Source organism: Sphingomonas sp., assembly GCF_965200105.1.
Taxonomy (GTDB): Bacteria; Pseudomonadota; Alphaproteobacteria; order Sphingomonadales; family Sphingomonadaceae; genus Solisphingomonas.
Genome location: NZ_CBDATN010000002.1, coordinates 1,937,891 through 1,955,680 on the forward strand (window position 1 = coordinate 1,937,891; position 17,790 = coordinate 1,955,680).

16 protein-coding genes are annotated in these 17,790 nt (G+C 68.8%); 5 read left to right on the top strand and 11 right to left on the bottom strand.

Features of this window, described 5'->3' with window-relative positions; translation table 11 throughout:
• Positions 1-4: 4 nt before the first annotated feature.
• The gene (gene holA, locus ACOFKX_RS11040) at positions 5-1,039 is read left to right on the top strand and encodes a DNA polymerase III subunit delta (RefSeq protein ID WP_419827028.1); all 1,035 of its coding nucleotides are present in this window, start codon (positions 5-7) and stop codon (positions 1,037-1,039) included.
• On the opposite strand, the gene ACOFKX_RS11045 is transcribed toward holA, so the two are convergent.
• From ACOFKX_RS11045 to ACOFKX_RS11085, 9 genes are all read right to left on the bottom strand, one after another.
• The gene (locus ACOFKX_RS11045; RefSeq protein ID WP_419827029.1) at positions 1,020-1,940 is read right to left on the bottom strand and encodes a ParB/RepB/Spo0J family partition protein; all 921 of its coding nucleotides are present in this window, start codon (positions 1,938-1,940) and stop codon (positions 1,020-1,022) included. The genes holA and ACOFKX_RS11045 overlap by 20 nt on opposite strands.
• Positions 1,937-2,722 carry a ParA family protein gene (locus ACOFKX_RS11050; protein WP_419827030.1) on the bottom strand — a complete coding sequence of 262 codons (786 nt, stop codon included), beginning with the start codon at positions 2,720-2,722 and terminating at the stop codon, positions 1,937-1,939. Before ACOFKX_RS11050 ends, ACOFKX_RS11045 begins: the two co-directional genes overlap by 4 nt.
• Positions 2,719-3,345, bottom strand: coding sequence for a 16S rRNA (guanine(527)-N(7))-methyltransferase RsmG (rsmG, locus tag ACOFKX_RS11055; protein ID WP_419827031.1), 627 nt, complete (start codon positions 3,343-3,345; stop codon positions 2,719-2,721). The genes ACOFKX_RS11050 and rsmG overlap by 4 nt, the downstream gene beginning before the upstream one ends.
• Positions 3,346-3,354: 9 nt before the next feature.
• Entirely contained in the window at positions 3,355-3,591 is a 237-nt protein-coding gene (locus ACOFKX_RS11060) for a DUF6489 family protein (protein WP_419827032.1), read from the bottom strand.
• A 14-nt stretch (positions 3,592-3,605) separates the two neighbouring features.
• Complete coding sequence (locus ACOFKX_RS11065; protein WP_419827033.1) at positions 3,606-4,112, bottom strand: L,D-transpeptidase family protein; 507 nt, start codon at positions 4,110-4,112, stop codon at positions 3,606-3,608.
• A complete protein-coding gene (gene ribA, locus ACOFKX_RS11070; protein ID WP_419827034.1) occupies positions 4,109-5,167 on the bottom strand; it encodes a GTP cyclohydrolase II in 1,059 nt (352 codons plus the stop codon). Before ribA ends, ACOFKX_RS11065 begins: the two co-directional genes overlap by 4 nt.
• Positions 5,161-5,952 carry an exodeoxyribonuclease III gene (locus tag ACOFKX_RS11075; protein WP_419827035.1) on the bottom strand — a complete coding sequence of 264 codons (792 nt, stop codon included), beginning with the start codon at positions 5,950-5,952 and terminating at the stop codon, positions 5,161-5,163. The genes ribA and ACOFKX_RS11075 overlap by 7 nt, the downstream gene beginning before the upstream one ends.
• Before the next feature lie 257 nt (positions 5,953-6,209).
• Positions 6,210-6,818, bottom strand: a complete 609-nt coding sequence (locus ACOFKX_RS11080; RefSeq protein ID WP_419827036.1) for a LolA family protein — start codon at positions 6,816-6,818, stop codon at positions 6,210-6,212.
• Between the two features lie 460 nt (positions 6,819-7,278).
• Positions 7,279-9,618, bottom strand: a complete 2,340-nt coding sequence (locus ACOFKX_RS11085) for a DNA translocase FtsK 4TM domain-containing protein (protein ID WP_419827037.1) — start codon at positions 9,616-9,618, stop codon at positions 7,279-7,281.
• An 88-nt stretch (positions 9,619-9,706) separates the two neighbouring features.
• Here ACOFKX_RS11085 and ACOFKX_RS11090 point away from each other — a divergent pair, with 88 nt between their 5' ends.
• Complete coding sequence (locus ACOFKX_RS11090; protein WP_419827038.1) at positions 9,707-10,924, top strand: UbiH/UbiF/VisC/COQ6 family ubiquinone biosynthesis hydroxylase; 1,218 nt, start codon at positions 9,707-9,709, stop codon at positions 10,922-10,924.
• A 34-nt stretch (positions 10,925-10,958) separates the two neighbouring features.
• Positions 10,959-11,495 carry a hypothetical protein gene (locus ACOFKX_RS11095; RefSeq protein WP_419827039.1) on the top strand — a complete coding sequence of 179 codons (537 nt, stop codon included), beginning with the start codon at positions 10,959-10,961 and terminating at the stop codon, positions 11,493-11,495.
• Between the two features lie 3 nt (positions 11,496-11,498).
• Here ACOFKX_RS11095 and ACOFKX_RS11100 read toward each other — a convergent pair whose 3' ends face one another.
• Positions 11,499-14,702, bottom strand: coding sequence for a helicase-related protein (locus ACOFKX_RS11100; protein WP_419827040.1), 3,204 nt, complete (start codon positions 14,700-14,702; stop codon positions 11,499-11,501).
• A gap of 158 nt (positions 14,703-14,860) precedes the next feature.
• Between ACOFKX_RS11100 and ACOFKX_RS11105 the strand changes: the two genes are divergently transcribed.
• Positions 14,861-15,823, top strand: coding sequence for an SDR family oxidoreductase (locus ACOFKX_RS11105; RefSeq protein WP_419827041.1), 963 nt, complete (start codon positions 14,861-14,863; stop codon positions 15,821-15,823).
• Positions 15,810-16,898 carry a radical SAM protein gene (locus ACOFKX_RS11110; protein ID WP_419827042.1) on the top strand — a complete coding sequence of 363 codons (1,089 nt, stop codon included), beginning with the start codon at positions 15,810-15,812 and terminating at the stop codon, positions 16,896-16,898. Before ACOFKX_RS11105 ends, ACOFKX_RS11110 begins: the two co-directional genes overlap by 14 nt.
• A gap of 3 nt (positions 16,899-16,901) precedes the next feature.
• Here ACOFKX_RS11110 and ACOFKX_RS11115 read toward each other — a convergent pair whose 3' ends face one another.
• Positions 16,902-17,789: an alpha/beta fold hydrolase gene (locus tag ACOFKX_RS11115; RefSeq protein ID WP_419827043.1), complete on the bottom strand. Its 888-nt coding sequence runs from the start codon at positions 17,787-17,789 to the stop codon at positions 16,902-16,904.
• Position 17,790: the final 1 nt, after the last annotated feature.

Below are 17,790 nucleotides of genomic sequence, written 5' to 3' on the forward strand. Positions count from 1 at the left end.
AGAAATGATCGCCACTAACAGCCGATTAGATCCTGCCATTCGACCGGGTCTGAGATGTTCCCTCTTCTACGGCAGCGACGAACCAGCTTCTCGCGAACTCGCGGCCGGGTCGGTCAAGGCCCTGGGATCTGCAGTCGAGCGGATCGACCTTCACGCCACGCAGCTCAAGAGTGATCCATCGCTCCTGGTCGACGAGGCGGCAGCGCTCTCGTTGTTCGGAGCTGCACGTTACGTTCGCGTTGATGGAGTAGTTGAGGACTGCCTTCCGGCCATCGAGGCGCTGTTGAGCGCACCCCAAGTGGGTAGCCCGGTTATTCTGGTAGCGGGAGCACTGAAGAAGAACTCGCAACTGCTGCACGTTCTCGGAAATGATCCTCATAGCCGGGTCATAGCCAGTCACCCGGTTGAAGCTCCCCATCTACGCCGGCTTGCGATTGCGCTCGCGGCCTCCCACGGCCTTCGCATTGATGATGACGCTGCGGAGTCTCTGGTGGAGATGGTGGACGGCAATCGTGAGCTGCTGGCGCGAGAGATTGAAAAGTTGTCGATCTATGTCGACGCCTCGTCGGAGACCCCACGACGGGCAAACGAGGAGGCAATCGCCGCCATGTCGATCGACCAACGCGGCGCGAACATCGGCGTTGTCGTCGACGCCTTCTGCTCGAGAGACCTGCGTTCCCTTTTATCAAGCGAGGCGCAGCTCTCACGCGACGGTTCAGATGATGTGCTTTTGGTGCGGTCCTTGTTGAAGCGTCTCGTCGCGATGGCAGCTGCAAAAGCCGAAATTGGGCGTGGGGCAAGCGCGCGCTCCGCGATCGATCGCGTCACGCGCGCGATGTTCTGGCGCGAGCGCGAGAGCATCGCGGCCGACTTACCTGAATGGACCTGCGATCGTTTAAGTTGGGCGATCGAGTTGCTAGGGAAGGCCGAGAGAGCGTTGAAGTCCGGCCGCGGAGCAGGTTCGGTCGGCTTGCGCCAACTTATCGCCACAATTGCGCGGAGTACCCGGCAAGGTGACGTCAGAAGCGCTCGCCGCTAAGACGCTGGCAGATCATGTCGAGTTGATCGAGGCTTGAGTAGTGCAGCGTCACGGTTCCGCCTGACTGCGAGTGGCCGATCTCGACTGCGAGCCCAAGCATGTCTGCAAGCTGGCGCCCAAGAGCCGTAATATCGGCGTCGGGTGCTAACTCCGCCGGCGTTCCCGCGCCACCACGCTCGCGCGTTGAAGTCGAACGGCCTTTCTCGCTACGAGCGAGCCGCTCTGCATCTCGCACGGACAATCCGCGTCGTAGTACCTCTTCCGCCAAGCGCTCCGGATCACCGGATGCGGCAACAGCCCGCGCATGGCCCATGCTCAACGCGCCGCTCGCGACCGAAGCGCGAACGGAGGAAGGGAGATCCAGGAGTCGCAGCAAGTTAGCGACGTGGCTCCGCGACTTGCCGACGAAGCGCCCCACCTCCTCCGGGCTTCGACCATGATCGCTGATCAAGCGACGATAGGCCTCCGCCTCCTCAATCGCGTTCAGGTCGGCACGCTGCACATTCTCGATGATCGCGACCTCAAAAGCGGACCTGTCGTCAAGCGTCCGGACCAGCGCCGGTAGCTCGTGGAGGTGTGCCCGTTGTGCGGCTCGCCAGCGGCGTTCACCTGCGACGATCTCAAAACCGGCCTCGGTCTGCCGAACTACGATCGGCTGAAGGACGCCTCTGACCTCGATAGACCGTGCCAGTTCGTCGAGCGCATCCTCGTCGAAGTAGCGCCGGGGTTGCTGGGGATGAACGCGAATATCCGCTACGGCAATCATACGGACGTCGCCGTCGGCCGGCGTCGCGCTCTCGGCGGCTCTTGGGGCGTCGCGCTCCACGTCGCCGAGGAGGGCGGAAAGCCCACGGCCAAGGCCTCCGGCGCGCCGACGGGCGAGTGGATTGTCGTCACTCATGCCGCCACCTTTTCCATTTGAGGCAACCGCGCGATCAGCTCGCGAGCGAGCGCGATATAGGCTTCCGAGCCGGAGCAACGATGGTCGTAGATAAGCGCCGGTAGACCGTGGCTAGGTGCTTCGGAGAGGCGAACATTGCGCGGGATGACCGTCTCGAAGACCAGCTTGCCGAGGCAGGCCCGCACATCCTGCGCCACTTGCTCTGAAAGCCGGTTCCGACGATCGTACATGGTGAGCGCGACACCCAGGATCTGCAGGCCGGCATTAAAGCGTTCTCTCACGCGCTCGATCGTCTGCAGCAGCTGGCTCAACCCCTCCAACGCGAAGAATTCGCACTGCAACGGAACGAGCAGCGCTGACGCCGCCGTCATCGCGTTAATCGTGAGCAAGCCGAGAGAAGGGGGACAGTCGATGAGCACGACGTCCCACCGCGAGTGCCGTACATCGGACAGGCTCATGTCGAGGCGATAAGCTCGCCGGTCTATATCGACCAACTCGATTTCCGCCCCGGAGAGATCGACCGTCGAAGGGATGAGCTCAAGCTTCGGAACACGAGTTGGGATCGACGCCTCTTCCGCACTCGCCGTGCCGACCAAGATGTCGTAGCTGGATCGGTCGCGTGCGGACCGGTCGATCCCTAGCCCCGTCGATGCGTTACCTTGCGGATCGAGATCGACGATCAGCACGGACGATCCGGATGCAGCAAGCGCTGTCCCGATGTTGATCGCCGTCGTCGTTTTTCCCACTCCGCCTTTCTGGTTGGCAACTGCAATGCGGATCACTTCCTTCTCCGACCAATATGACTCGCGACGACAATAGAGGCCGAGGGATCGGTCGCGCTGCCGACGAGCTGGAACTCTCCTTGCCACGACTGTTGGGCGGCTTCCAGTTCCATCCGGGCTGATCGGCCTTTTGGGAGAACCCAGCGAGCGTCGGGCGCGGCAATGTGGAACGTGATGGAGAGAAATGTATCCAAGCTCGCGACCGCCCTCGCAACAATGTTCGACGCGTTGAGCCTGCCTACTCTCTGGACGTTTGCTCGATGGACCGTCACCCGATGAGCGAGTTCGAGATGCTGTATGGCTTGCGTCAGAAAAGCGACTCTACGGGCGCGAGGTTCAATGAGGTGAAAGACGCGCTCGCACGTGCAAGCGAGTACGAGGCCCGGTAAACCGGCGCCTGAGCCGACATCTACGACGTTACCTGGTGCCAGCAAGGGGAGAAGCTGCAGCGAGTCATTTATATGCCTCGATCGAAACTGCGGGATCGTGCTTTCGGCTATAAGGTTTTGACGTTGAGCTTCTGAGAGGAGGAGCTTGGTGAGTTCATCGAGCCGCGCCTCCGCTGAGCCAGGCAGAGAAGGAATGAACGTGACATCTGCGGGAACTTGGATGCGATGTTCCACGTGAAACGGTCAGCCAGACTTTGGCGAGCCGAGTTGGTCGAGCATCTGCTTCCACAGAGAGACGCCAGCATCGCCCATTGGCGTCCACGCCTGCATTATGCCGGCGACTGTGTCAGGCGTAAGTCCCTGTCCAAGCGCCTGCCGGAGGTGATCGACGTAGGCGTGATGAAGTGGTGACAGGTCCGGCAAACCCATCACGCGCCGCGCTTCCTCTGGCGTACAATCGAAATCAATAGTGATCTTCACGCGAAACCCTCCACTTAATCTTCTCCGTGGACATCAATTAACGAGGAACTGCCGAGCAGCCTAAGAAGATTGTGCATCACTGGTGGAGAGACGGCGATACATCCTGCGGTCGCACCTTCTCCGACGAGGTGAAGAAAGATAGCGCTTCCAAGGTCACCAATTGGCGGAGCGTCATTATAGCCCAAAATTACCAATGCGTCATAACGATCATCGGCTCGCCATAGTTGCTCCGCAGAACACTCGGCCGGCAAGCGAATAGGACGGTTGTAAGTGCGCGAGCCGGGATCATCGCACCAGCCGTCACAGGGGCGGCACCATCGCCAAGCCACATTTGGGGGCGGCGCATAGTCACGATCCGGGCGCAAGATTACTCCTCGTACCTTCCACCGTCCGATGGGGGTAGAACCGTCGCCTTCACGTTTCGAGGCGGCAGGCACGGCGCCGCATCTCCCGATCTCGCATCCATATACCCCACCATCGAAGCGGATCGTCCGTTTGAGACTATCGACGCTCACGATCATAGTAGATGACCGGTTCGCACGCGCTTAGTGTCGAGATAAGCCAAGTTGTGCGGATTCGCGGTAACGACGTGGGACACCTGCTCAACCACTTCAATCCCGGCGTCCCCCAGCCCTCGCACCTTGGTGGGATTGTTGGTGAGCAGCCGAATGCGAGACTGGCCGAGCAATTCGAGAATACGCGCCGCGATGCTGAAGTCGCGAGCGTCGACATTGAAACCCAGCCGCAGGTTTGCATCTACCGTGTCGAACCCCTGATCCTGTAACGAGTAGGCGCGCAGCTTGTTGACCAACCCGATTCCGCGCCCTTCTTGTCGTAAATAGAGGACGATGCCCCAACCAGAGTTCGCGATACGCTCCAGAGAGTTGTTTAGCTGGGGTCCGCAATCGCACTTGAGCGAACCGAACACGTCTCCCGTCAGACACTCGCTGTGAAGGCGGACGAGCGGGACTTGGCCGTTCGGCTCTCCAATCAGCAAAGCGACATGCTCTACCGCCTCGTCCGCTGACCGGAACGCGACGATTTCGCATTTTTCCGTCGCGTCGATCGGTAGTCGCGCGCGCGTGACAAGCGACAGGCGGGAAGGGCGATCGTAGGAGAGGATCTCCTCCGCGTCAGGCATGGGCGTGTCGTCATCGTGGCCGCCGTCTCTCACGAAGAAGGCGGGCAGCAATCCGGCCAAGCGCGCGAGCTTCAGTGCGGCGTTGGCAGCTTCTTGTGCGGCCAAGCTCGCAACCCGAAATGGACCCTTAAGCGGCGTAGCGAGGTCCTGGGCGGGATCGGCCAATGCTGTCGCCGTGTCGAAGTCGAGCCAAGGCGTATGGGCAATGCGGACCGCCCCCCCGCCGGCCGCGCCCCGCTGATTGCCCAGCATCAATACCGCCGCACGCTCGGAGGAGAGAAGGATATCGCTGCCGCCGCCGAAGTCCGCGAGTCGTAAGGTGTCGGCGGTTTCGACGGAAAGCAGCGTCAGTGTCCCGCCGCTGCCCCGGACGGCGACGGGCCAACCCCGCCGGCAGGCATCGATCGCGCGCGCGACAAGCCGCGCGCTCACCATTCGAACTCGGTGAGGATCGGGACATGGTCCGATGGCCTGAGCCACGAGCGGCAGTGCTGGAACACGCGGTGATCGATCGCAGTCGCCGCCAAGGCGGGACTCGCCCACATGTGATCGAGCCGGCGGCCACGATCCGATGCCGCCCAGTCCTTGGCGCGATAGCTCCACCAAGTGTAGAGCCGCTCCGGCGGCGGCACGAACCGGCGGCCGAGATCGACCCAGTCGTGAGCGGCGCGAAGCCGTTCCAACGCCGCGATTTCTACCTGCGTATGGCTGACCACGTCGAGCAGCTGGCGGTGGCTCCATACGTCGCATTCCAGCGGTGCGATGTTGAAGTCGCCGACGATCAGCGTCGGCTCGTACAGCGCTTCGGACCAGCGCGTCATCCGCTCGACAAACGCCAGCTTCTGCGCGAACTTAGGATTGAGCGACGGATCGGGCACGTCGCCGCCGGCGGGCACGTAGACGCACTCCAGCCGCACGCTGTTAGGGAGACATGCGCCAACATGCCGCGCCTCGCCGTTGTCCTGCCAGTCATGCCGCCCATGCGCCGTAAGCGGCAGGCGGCTGAGGATGGCGACGCCATGATGCATCCGCTGTCCGGCAAGCAAGCGATGCGCGTAGCCCTTCGCCGCGAACATCTCGTGCGGGAATGATCCGTCCTCCACCTTGGTCTCCTGCAGACACAGGACGTCGGGCGACGCCTCGTCCAGAAAACGGGCGACGATATCGATCCGTGCGCGGATCGAGTTTATGTTCCAGGAGGCGATGCGGGTGCCGCTCATGCGCGCCACGATGTAGCGTGCTGATCCCGGCTTCGCCAGAGACGGAAAGGCCCCCGCTCCGGGGGCATGGAGCGAGGGCCGACCCAGCGTTCGTCACGCGAGGCGGATCACGGATACATGCCGGACAACAGGGGGGAAATTCCGACACGAACCGCGACCGCAAGACGGCTCTACGCCAGGGTTACTGTCGCCTGGATTAACAGAGAGCAGGTGATTAAACGCGCGTTTTCGGGCCATCGTCTCGGCAACACGGCTCGTCATCCCCGCGGTCCCTGCCGGCGTGGGTCGCTCCAGCGGAACTGATCGTCGGAGATGGCGACGTTGAGTTTCTGGCCGGAGAGACGCACCGTGGTTCGGTTGTTCTGATTGTCGGTCACGGTCCAGCCGGCGAGCATCAGACCGCCTGGCGCATCGGCGGAGCGCTGGAAACCGACGACGATGCTGCCATATTCGCGATGCTTGGGATCGGCCCCGGCGAGCAGCAGCAGCTCGGGGCTTCCGGACGGGATGATCCTGGCGACCGTCGCGATGTCGCGCGAGGGATCGAGCAGCAGCCCGAGCGGGGTCTTGCCGATCGGCCAGCGCGAGACCTGGCGCACCTGATAGTCGATCATGGTGAGCGCGCCTCCGTCGCCGACGACGAGCAGCGGCACCCCTTTCTGATACTGGAAGCGCACCTTGCCCGGTCGCTTAAGCAAGAGCGTGCCCGTGACGCTGCGTCCCTTGGCATCGGTCTGCATAAAGGCAGCGGTCATCGTCTGCACGGCGCGCAGATGCTGCTGCACCTGCGCCAGCTCGGGCGAGGGGGCCGCCGCGGCGAGCAGCGGAACGGCCGCGAACGGTATGAGGGGGCGGAGTAGGGTCATCATGGCTCCGGGAAACGATGGCCGGTCGACTGACCGCGAGGCATTGAACGACCGCTGAACCCGGCTCGATCCGCCATGCTGCCGCCGCAATGTGCAGGGGCGTTGGCCCGCGGCTCCGATCGTCCCGCTCCTCGCGCAGGTCGCGACGGTGACGGCGCCACTGGCGGAGATGGTGCTGCCGGCGGCGGCTGCGCGGCATCGTCATCCGAGATCGTGGTGTGCGGCCGTCATACGGATAGTGATCATTGTCGGCTGCCACTCCGTGGCGAGCGTACCGAGGCGAACGATCTGCTCCGCGCCGAGTGGGGGCTTGGACGGGGCGTCCAGCGGGCATGGCGGCGTCGCAGGGGATCATGCCGCAAGGCGCGATCAGCCAGCGGGTGATGGGCGACGGTGAAGCTGTCGCTTTAGAGTGCGGCGCACGCCGCGGCCGAACCGTCGACGGCCAGCCTGCCGCCGATCAGGCCGGCTGGCCGTCGCGATCGATCAGCACCTCGCGGCGACCGACATGGTCGGGCGCGCCGACCTTGCCCTCCTTCTCCATGCGCTCGATAAGGCGCGCGGCGGAATTGTAGCCGATGCGGAGCTGGCGCTGGACGTAGCTGGTCGAGGCTTTCTGCGATTCGGCGACCACTTGGCAAGCCTTGCGATACAGTGCGGCGTCGGGCGAATCGTCGTCCGCCGGCGCGCCGTCGAGCGCGAAACCGCCATCCTCGGGCTCCTCGGTGACGGCGGAGACATAATCGGGCCGCCCCTGTCCGCGCCAGTGGTCGGCGATCGCGCGCACCTCCTCGTCGCTGACGAACGGCCCGTGGACGCGCGCGATCTGCTTGCCGCCGGGCATGTAGAGCATGTCGCCCTTGCCGAGCAGCTGCTCGGCGCCCTGCTCGCCCAGGATGGTGCGCGAGTCGATCTTGGAGGTGACCGAGAAGCTGATCCGCGTCGGCAGGTTAGCCTTGATGACGCCGGTGATCACGTCCACCGACGGGCGCTGCGTCGCCATGATGAGGTGGATGCCCGCCGCGCGCGCCTTCTGCGCCAGCCGCTGGATCAGGAACTCCACCTCCTTGCCCGCCGTCATCATCAGGTCGGCAAGCTCGTCGACGATGACGACGATCTGGGGCAGCGTTTCGAAATCGAGCTGCTCCTCCTCGTAGAGGGGATGCCCGCTCTCGGCGTCGTAGCCGGTCTGCACCCGCCGCCCGAGCTTCTGGCCCTTGCCCTTGGCGGCGCGCACCTTGTCGTTGAACGAGGAGAGCGAGCGCACCCCCACCGACGCCATCATGCGATAGCGCTCCTCCATCTGCTCCACCGCCCATTTGAGCGCGCGCACCGCCTTAGGCGGATCGGTGACGACGGGGGAGAGGAGGTGCGGAATGTCGTCGTAGATGCTGAGTTCCAGCATCTTGGGATCGATCATGATCATCCGGCACTGCTTGGGATTCAACCGGTAGAGCAGCGAGGCGATCATGCAGTTCAGGCCCACCGACTTGCCCGAACCGGTGGTGCCGGCGACGAGCAGGTGCGGCATCGGCGCGAGATCGGCGACGACGGGATCGCCGAAGATGTTCTTGCCCAGCACCAGCGGAAGCTGGCCCGACTCGTCCTCGAAGGCCTCCGACGCGATCAGCTCGGCCAGCATCACCGATTCGCGCTTGGCGTTGGGCAGCTCGATGCCGATCACGGTGCGGCCCGGGATCGTGGCGACGCGCGCGGACAATGCCGACATGTTGCGCGCGATGTCGTCGGCGAGCGCGATGACGCGGCTGGCCTTGATGCCGGGCGCGGGCTCCAGCTCGTACATTGTCACGACAGGGCCGGGGCGCACCTGGGTGATCGTGCCCTTTACGTGGAAATCCTCCAGCACGGTGTGGAGAAGCTGGGCGTTGCGCTCCAGCGCGGCCTTGTCGATCGTATGGCCCGTCGCCGGCGGCGGCGGTGCCAGCAGGTCGATCGAGGGCAGACGATAGTCGTCGCGCAGGTCAAGCGAAGTCTGGCCGTCGCCGGCCGCGCGCTTGGCGGCGGAGGGTCCGCGATCGGCGATGACGGGCTTGGGCGCGGGCGCCGGCGGCGTCTTGGGCGCGGCGGCGGCACGCGGCGACGCGATGCGCGGCACGGCCTGCTCCTCGCTATCGTCTTCGTCGCCCTCGCTGTCCCTACGCGCCGTGCGACGCAGCGGGCGCGCGGTGGCACGGCCGGCTTCGGCCAGCCACGCCCGTTCGCTCGCCTCCAGCCCGATCGCACGCAGCCACAGGCCGACACCGCCCGCGCCGAGCAGCGCTACCGCGGCCCAGCGTAGTGGGGCGGCGAAGCCCGGCGCGTCGACGGCGGCGATCCCCGCCTCCACGCCCGCCGCGCCGCCGAAACCGAACAGCCCGCCCCAACCCGCCGGCAGCGTCAGCGACGTGCTCTCCCGCGCCAGCGCGGCGGCGGTGGCGGCGAGCGCCATCGCGACCAGCGTCAGCAGAGCGGCACGCTTCCACGCGCCGGCGTCGCGGCCACGCGCGATCCGCACGCCGGGCACCAGCACGATCGGCACCAGCGCCGCCGCCGCCGGGCCGAACAGGGTGAGCGCCAGGTCGGCGATCCATGCGCCGGGCAGCCCCGCCCAATTGCGCGTTACGCCGCCGGCGGCGGTGTTCAGCGCGGAGTCGTTGCGCGTGTAGCTCGCCAGCGCGATCGCCAGCGCGAGAGCCGCGACGATGAGCGCGATGCCGCCCGCGACCGCGCCGCTGCGCGCCACGGCCGCGCTCGTCCGCCCGCGCCAGGCCGGGGTTCGCATCGCCGCGCTGCTCGCCATGTCCACCCGACTCCCGTTAACCATCATGGTTCGTACCGGCAATGTTCCAACATTGCAATCGCCCGATCGCCGCCGCAAGACGCGGAGCATGAGCGACCTGCGCAGCGACGTGATCATCCTCGGCGCCGGCCTCGTCGGCTGCGCGCTGGCGGTGGCACTGGCGCAAGGCGGCGTCACCAGCATCCTCGTCGATCCCGCCGATCCCGCGGCAATCCGCGACGCGGGGTTCGACGGCCGGGCGTCCGCGATCTCGTCTGCATCGTGGCGCATGTTCGGAGCAACAGGGGTTGCGACACGCTTCGCAGGACACGCGAATCCGATCGCCCGTATTGAGGTGGGCGACGGCGGCGCGCGTGGACTGCTCGCCTTCCAGCCGGACTTGGAGAAGGACGGTCCGCTCGGCCTGATGGTGGAGAACCGGCACCTCCGCCTCGGCCTCCGCGAGGCGGCGGAGGCGGCCGACGGCGTCACGCTGCTCATGCCTGCGGCACCGGCCGCGATCGAGCGCGACGCGCACGGCGTGACTGTGACGCTCGCCGACGGACGCACGCTCCGCGCCGCGCTGTTGATCGGCGCGGAGGGCCGCCGCTCGCCCACGCGCGAGCGGGCGGGCATCCCGGTGGCACGCTGGGAGTATCGCCACCGCGCGATCATCGGCATGCTCGATCACGAGGCCGCGCACGGCGACGTCGCGCACGAGCTCTTCTATCCCGCCGGCCCGTTCGCGCTGCTGCCGATGGCGGGCGGGCGTCGTTCGGCGCTGGTCTGGACGGTGGCGGAGGCGGACGCGCCCGCGATGCTGTCGCTCACTCCGCGTGCCTTCCTCGCGGAAGCGGAGAAGCGGATGGGCGGGATGCTCGGCCACCTTTCGCTGGCCGCGCCGCTGTCGAGCTACCCGCTCGGCTTCCACCATGCCGGGCGCATCGTCGACCAGCGGCTGGCGCTCGTCGGCGACGCCGCGCACGGCGTCCACCCGATCGCGGGCCAGGGGCTCAACCTCGGCTTTCGCGACGCCGCCGCGCTGGCCGAGGTGCTCGTCGACGGCGTTCGGCTGGGGCTCGATCCCGGCGACGCGCAGCTCCTCGCGCGCTACGGCCGTTGGCGCTCGCTCGACACCTTCCTGGTGGCGCTCGCCACCGATGGCTTCACCCGCCTGTTCGGTATCCCCGGCCGTGCCGCGCATCGCGTCCGCAGCCTGGGGCTGGGGGTGGTGGAGCGCGTCGAGCCGCTGAAGGCCTTCTTCATGGCCGAGGCACGCGGCGAGTCGGGGGAGTTGCCGAAGTTGCTGCGCGGCGAGGCGCTCTAGCAGGGCGCTGATCGGCCCGGGGGGAAAGGGCGGAATGGCGCGCAAGCTCAAGGTCTACCGGACGGCGATCGGCTTCCACGACGCCTATGTCGCCGCCGCCAGCCAGAAGGAAGCGCTGGGGGCGTGGGGCGCCAAGGCGGACCTGTTCGCGCGCGGCGTGGCCGAGCAGGTCGACGATCCCGAGCTTGCCCGCGAGCCGCTGGCGAAACCGGGAGAGGTGGTGCGCCGGTCGCGCGGCACCGCGGCGGAGCAGCTCGCGGCGCTGCCTCCCGATCCGCCCCGCGCGAAAGCCAAGCCGCGCGAGGCCGAACCTGCCGCCAAGCCGCCCACGAAGCGCGAGCCGCCGCCCCGCCCCTCCCGCGCCGCGCTCGACGAGGCGGAAGCCGAACTCACCGCTGCAGAGGCGCGCCATGAGGCGGCGCTGGCTGACATCGCCCGCCGCGAAGCCGAACTCGCGCGCGAGCGGAAGGCACTGGAAAAGGCGCAGGCGGACGAGCGCGAGCGGCTGGAGGATGAACGCGATCGAGCGCACTCCCGCTACGACCGAGCGATGGCACGGTGGCGCGGCTGAGCGCTACCCGACCTGCTCGGCCATCGCGCCGATCAGCGCCCGCGCGCGGGCCAGCCGCTCGGTGGGATCCTCGATCCGCTCGCGTAGCAGCAGCCTGTCGCCCTTGGCTTCAAGGCCCAGCGCGTCGGCATCGAACCTCGTCTTGCCGCGCGGCTCGACCGCGATCGCGCCGGGTCCCGCCGCCACCCGTGCGATCCCCGCCTCGCGTGCCGAGATGCGCAGCCCGGCGATCGCGAGCAGCGTCGCGGCCTCGGCCGGGATCTCGCCGAAGCGATCCTCGATCTCGTCCTCGAAGGCGGCGAGCGCCTCCTCGTCGGCGATCCGCGCGAGGCGGACGTAGAGGTCGATGCGGGTATCCTCGTCGGGTATCCACGACGGCGGCAGCCGCCCGCCGACACCGACGTCGAGATCGGGCTGCCAGCGGTCCACCGCCTCGCCGCGCGTGGTGCGGAGCGCGCCCTCGAACAGCGTCTGGTAGAGATCGACGCCGATCAGCTTCATGTGCCCGGCCTGCGTCTCGCCCATCAGGTCGCCGGCGCCGCGCATGTCGAGGTCGCGCGCGCTGATCGCGAAGCCCGCGCCGAGCCGGTCGAACGCCTCCAGCGTGCGCAGGCGCTTGAGCGTGCGCGGCGCGATCGCGTGCTCGCCGTCGGTAAACAGCAGCACCTGGCCGCGCCGGTTGCCGCGCCCTACCCGCCCGCGAAGCTGGTGGAGCTGCGAGAGGCCGAAGCGGTCCGCCCGCCAGATCGCCATGGTGTTGGCGCGCGGCACGTCCAATCCCGCCTCGATGATGTTGGTGGCGAGCAGCACGTCGCCCTCGCCGCGCCCGAAGCGCACCATCGTCTCGTCGAGATCGGCCGGCGGCATCTTGCCGTGTGCCTGGAGGATCTCGAGCTCGGGCACCGCCTTCGCCAGTGTGTCGGCGAGGCTGTCCATGTCGGCGATGCGCGGCACCACCACGAAGCTCTGCCCGCCCCGGCTGCGCTCGCGCAGCAGCGCGGCGCGCAGCGTCTCGGGCGCGAAGGCGGAGACGGCGGTGCGGATCGGCTGCCGCCGCGCCGGCGGCGTCGCGATCACCGAGAGCTGCTGCAGGCCGACCAGCGCCGATTGCAGCGTGCGCGGGATCGGCGTGGCGGTGAGCGTCAGCACATGGCCGGCGGACAACGCGCGCAGCCGCGCCTTGTCGGCGGCGCCGAAGCGCTGCTCCTCGTCGACCACGACCAAGCCGAGATCATGGTAGGTGATCCCCTTGCCTGCCACCGCCGCCGTGCCGACGACGATGTGGACCGATCCGTCGGCGAGCCCGGCGCGCACCGCCTTGCGCTCCGCCGCGCTCGACAGCCGCGAGAGCCCGGCGACGACGAGCCCGGTGTCGGCGAAGCGTGCCCGGAACGTCTCCAGATGCTGGCGCGCGAGCACGGTGGTGGGCGCGGCGATCGCCACCTGCCGGCCGCCCAGCGCGGCGATCGCGGCGGCGCGTAGCGCGACCTCGGTCTTGCCGTAGCCGACGTCGCCGACGACGAGACGGTCCATCGGCCGGCCCGACGCGAGATCAGCGCGCACCGCCGCGATCGCGCTCGCCTGATCGGCGGTCTCGGTGAAGGCGAAACCCGCCGCGAACCGCTCATAGGCCGCGGGATCCGGTTCGAACGCCGGCGCCCCCCTGCCCTCGCGCTCGGCGGCGAGCCGGGTCAGCTCGCGCGCGCTCTCGGCGATGGCGGCGTCGATCTCGGCGCGGCGCTTGGTCCAGCTCGATCCGTTCAGCTTGTCGAGCGACACCGCGTCACGCTCCGCGCCGTAGCGCCACAGCCGGTCCGCCTCGTCGACGGGCACGAGGCGCACATCCTCGTCGGCATATTCGAGGCGGATCGCGTCGCCGCTGTCGACACCCTCGCCGCTCGTCAGGGCCTCGATGCCGACGGCCACGCCGATGCCGTGATCCTCGTGGACGACGACGTCGCCGAGCCGCACCGCGCCCATCCCCGCGAAGCCGCCGACGGCGGCGTCCGTGCCCGCGTCGTCGCGGAGCGCGCGGCTGCCGAGCAGGTCGGCGGCGGCGACGGCGAGCAGGCCGGGCCGCGCGAAGCCGCGATCGGCGGGCATGGCGAGCGCGAGCAGCGCGCCCGCCGGCGCGGCGAGTATGGCGGCGAGATCGTCGACGCGCGCCGGCGCCTCACCCAGCGCCTTGGCGAGGCGGCGGCCAAGGAAGCGCAGGTCGCGCTCGGCGCCCAGCAGCACCACGCGGTCGCCGGCCTCGCGCGCCGCGCGCGCGACCTTGGCGAAGGCCTGGACCGGCCGTCTGCCTTCGACGAAGCGGGCAGGCGGCTCGCCCGCGCGCCGGACATCCACCTGCTCGCGCGTGGACGCGACCTTCGCCCAGGCCTTCTCATCGAGCACGTCGCGCATGGCGCGCTTGGGCAGCCGCTTCGCCAGGTCGGCGGCGAGCGCGAGGAAGCGCCGCCGCCGCTCCTCGGCCTGCGGCTCGATCATCAGGCGCGCGTCAACAAGATGATCGGGCAGCGCAACGCCGTCGTCGCCGATCGGGGGTTCGCCGACGCGGCCGAGTTCCTGCTCGTCGAGCGGATCGGTCGTTCGCTGGGTGAGCGCGTCGTAGCCCGCGATCGTCGCGACCCGTCCGTCCGCCACCTCGATCCGCAGCGGGCGGGCGGCATCCACCGGGAAGACGTCGAGCACCACGCCGCGTAGCGCCACCTCGCCCGGCTCGTCGACGCGATCGTCATCGACGTAGCCGAGCGTGCAGAGCTTCGCGTGTATCGCGTCGAGGTCGAGCTCCGCGCCGACGCGGACCAACGGCGGCGCGGTATCAAAGGCGGCAGGCGGCGGGGTGCGACGCGCCAGCGCCTCTCCGGTCGTCACGCAGGCGATGCGTGGGCGATCGGCGGCGGAGGCGAGGACGCGCAGCCGGCGCAGCGCCGCCGCGCGCTGGCCCGCATTGGCTGGCGAGGCGGGCGCGTCGTCACCCGGCAACGCGTCGCTGCCGGGCACGAATAGCACGGTCGTTCGCTGGTCGGCGGCGGCGATCGCGCGGGCGATCGCGGCGCCGCGCGCCTCGTCCGCAGCGGCGAACAGCATGTCGCCTTCCCCCAGCATCTCGGCGATGGCGAAGGCGGCTTCGGCGATGCCGAGCGGCTCGGCGATCATGGACCCGGCGGCAGATCCCTTGTTCTCGCCGGACTTCCGCAACATGATCCTCCCTCGACAAGGCTGGCGGCGAACGAGCCGTGGCGGGCGCCGTTCCGGCGGCGTTCGGGCTCCCGCCCTTATTTGCCGGCGGAGTAACATCCGATGCCGGCCCTGATCCCGCTTGTGCGTTGTGGCGGCATCGCATCGTATGAGAGGCTTCCATGGGCGGACGGCAGGACCTGCGCATCGTCATCACCGGCGCGTCGAGCGGCATCGGCGCCGCCACCGCCATCGCCTTCGCGCGCAACGGCGGACGGCTGATGCTCGCGGCGCGCGGCGCGGACGGGCTCGACGACGTCGCGGCGCGCTGCCGGGCGGCGGGCGGCGAGGCGCACGTCCACGTCGCCGACATCGTCGAGCCCGGCGCGTCGGCAGCGCTGGCGGAGGCGGCGCAGGCGGCGCTCGGCGGCATCGACCTGTGGTTCAGCAACGTCGGCGTCGGCGTCGTCGGCCGCTTTCATGAGGTGCCGGCGGATGTCCACGCGCGCGTCGTCGTGGCCAATCTGGTGGGCCACATGAACGACGCGCACGCCGTCGTGCCGATCTTCCTGGGCCAGGGCCACGGCACCTGGGTGAACATGATCTCGGTCGGCGGCTTCGTCGCGACGCCGCACGCCGCCGCCTACTCGGCGAGCAAGTTCGGGCTGCGCGGCTTCAGCCAAGCGCTGCGCGGCGAGCTGTCCAAGCATCCTCAAATCCACGTCTGCGACGTCTATCCCACCTTCGTCGATACGCCTGGCGTCGATCATGCCGGCAACTGGTCGGGCAAGCGGCTGTCGCTGCCGCCCGGCGCGCTCGCGCCCGAGACGGTGGCGAAGGCGGTGGCGCGCCTCACGCGCCGTCCGCGCGACACCACGGTGGTCGGCGCGCCCGCCCCTGCCTTGGTGCTCGCGCAGGCGCTGACGCCGAACCTCGGCGCGGCGGTGATGAACGGGTTCATGGACGTGTGGGAGAAGCATGGCGAACGCGCCGGCGACACGCCGGGTACGCTGTTCGATCCGCCGGGGGCGAGCGGCATCGACGGCGGGCGCCGCGATCCCGCCAAGCGCCGCGTGGGGGTGGCGATCGCTAGCGTGGCCGCGCTCGCCCTGGCGGGCGTCGCGCTCGGCCGTGCCCGCCGCTGACGCGCGGGCGATCGCCCGCCGGCCGCGCGGCCTGCCGCGCCGGCTGTTGCTGACGCGCGCGGCGCGCGGGCACGCGCACGGCCTCGCCATGGCGGAGCGGGCGGCGGCGCTCGGGCTCGACGTGGTCGAGCTTGCCGGCGACCGCGTTACGCTCGACCTGCCGGAGGATCCGCGCCGCGCCTATCGACAGGCCAAGGAGACGCTGGCGGTGACGGTCGCCCCGCCCTCCAAGCTCAGGCTGCAGCCGATCGCGCCCAGCGCCGATTGGCGCGTCGATCTTGCGGAGGGTTGCCCCGCGCACTGCGCCTATTGCTACCTCGCGGGGTCGCTGAAGGGGCCGCCGATCACCCGCGCCTACGCTAATCTCGACGAGATCCTGGCCGCGCTCCCGGCCTATCTCGGCACCGGCCGCATCACCTCGCGCAGCCGCGTCCGCGCGCACGAGGGCACCACCTTCGAGGCGAGCTGCTACACCGATCCGCTGGCGATCGAGCCCGTCACCGGCAGCCTCGCCGCGACGATCGCGCACTTCGGCGGCTGGAACGAGGCGGTGCAGCTCCGCTTTACCAGCAAGTTCGCGGACGTGGGGCCGCTGCTCCCGCTCGCGCATCACGGTCGCACGCGGATGCGCGCTTCGGTGAACCCGGCTGCCTATGCTCGCTTCGAGGCGGGCACCGATCCGGTCGCGGAGCGGCTCGCCGCCCTCGGCCGGATCGCCCGAGCGGGCTACCCGGTCGGGCTGACGATCGCGCCGATCATCGCCGCCGAGGGCTGGCGCGAGGCCTATGGCGCGCTGATCGCGCAGGCCGCCGCCGTCCTCGCCGGCATCGCCGGGCTCGATCTCACCGTCGAGCTCATCACGCACCGCTACAATCCCGGCTCCAAGGCGGTGCTGGAGAGCTGGTATCCGGGATCGCGGCTGGACATGAGCGGCGCCGGCCGCGCCACCAAGCGCACCAAGTTCGGCGCAGAGAAGCAGGTCTACGACGCGGACACGATGCGCGCGCTCAAGGTCTTCTTCGAGGCGGAGATCGGCGAGCGGCTGCCGGAGGCGCGCATCCTCTACTGGACGTGACGCTCAGGCGCCGCTTTCGAGGAAACGCAGGATGCGCGCGTTGATCCGATCCGGCTGCTCGATGTGCAGCCAGTGTGTCGCGTCTTCCACGAACTCCAGCCGCCCGCGATCGCACAGCGCGAGCCCCGCCTCGGCGACGTGGCGTTCCAGGAAGCGATCGTCCGCCGCCCACAGGATCAGCGTCTCGGGCGAGAGCCGTGCGGGCCCGCCGCTTCTCGGCCGTTCGCGGAGCGCACGATAATAGTTGAGCATGGCGGTGAGCGCCCCGGGCCGCGCCCACGCCTCGGCATAGCGATCGAGCGCGTGCGGCTCGAAGCTGCCGGCGCGCGCACTCGCCTGCATCATCGCCTTGAGCCCGGCGAAGTCGAAGCCGCCGAGCGTCGCCTCGGGCAGCCAGGGGAGCTGGAAGAACGCGACGTAGGTGCTGCGCAGCGCCTGCGTCGGATGCTTGAGTGCTTGGCGGGCCCACACGTCCGGATGCGGCCCGTTCATCAGCACGACGCGCTCCAGCCGGTCGGCGTGGCGGGCGGCGACCCACCAGCCGATCACCGCACCCCAGTCATGGCCGACGAGGTGGACGCGCGCCGCCCCGAACGCGTCGGCGAGGCCGATCACGTCGGCGGCCAGCACATCGAGCGTGTAGGCGGCGAGCCCGTCCGGCTTATCGCTCAGATTATAGCCGCGCATGTCGGGCACCACGACGTGGTAGCCGGCTGCCGCCAGCGGCGTGATCTGGTGGCGCCAAGCCCACCAGAACTCCGGAAAGCCGTGGAGGAGGATCAGCAGCGGATCGCCCTCGCGACCGGCCTCGACGACGTGCAGGTTCACGCCGTTCGCCGGCCTCACGCCTTCGCGCCAGCCCGGCTGCAACAGCGGCGCGCCCGCCGTCACG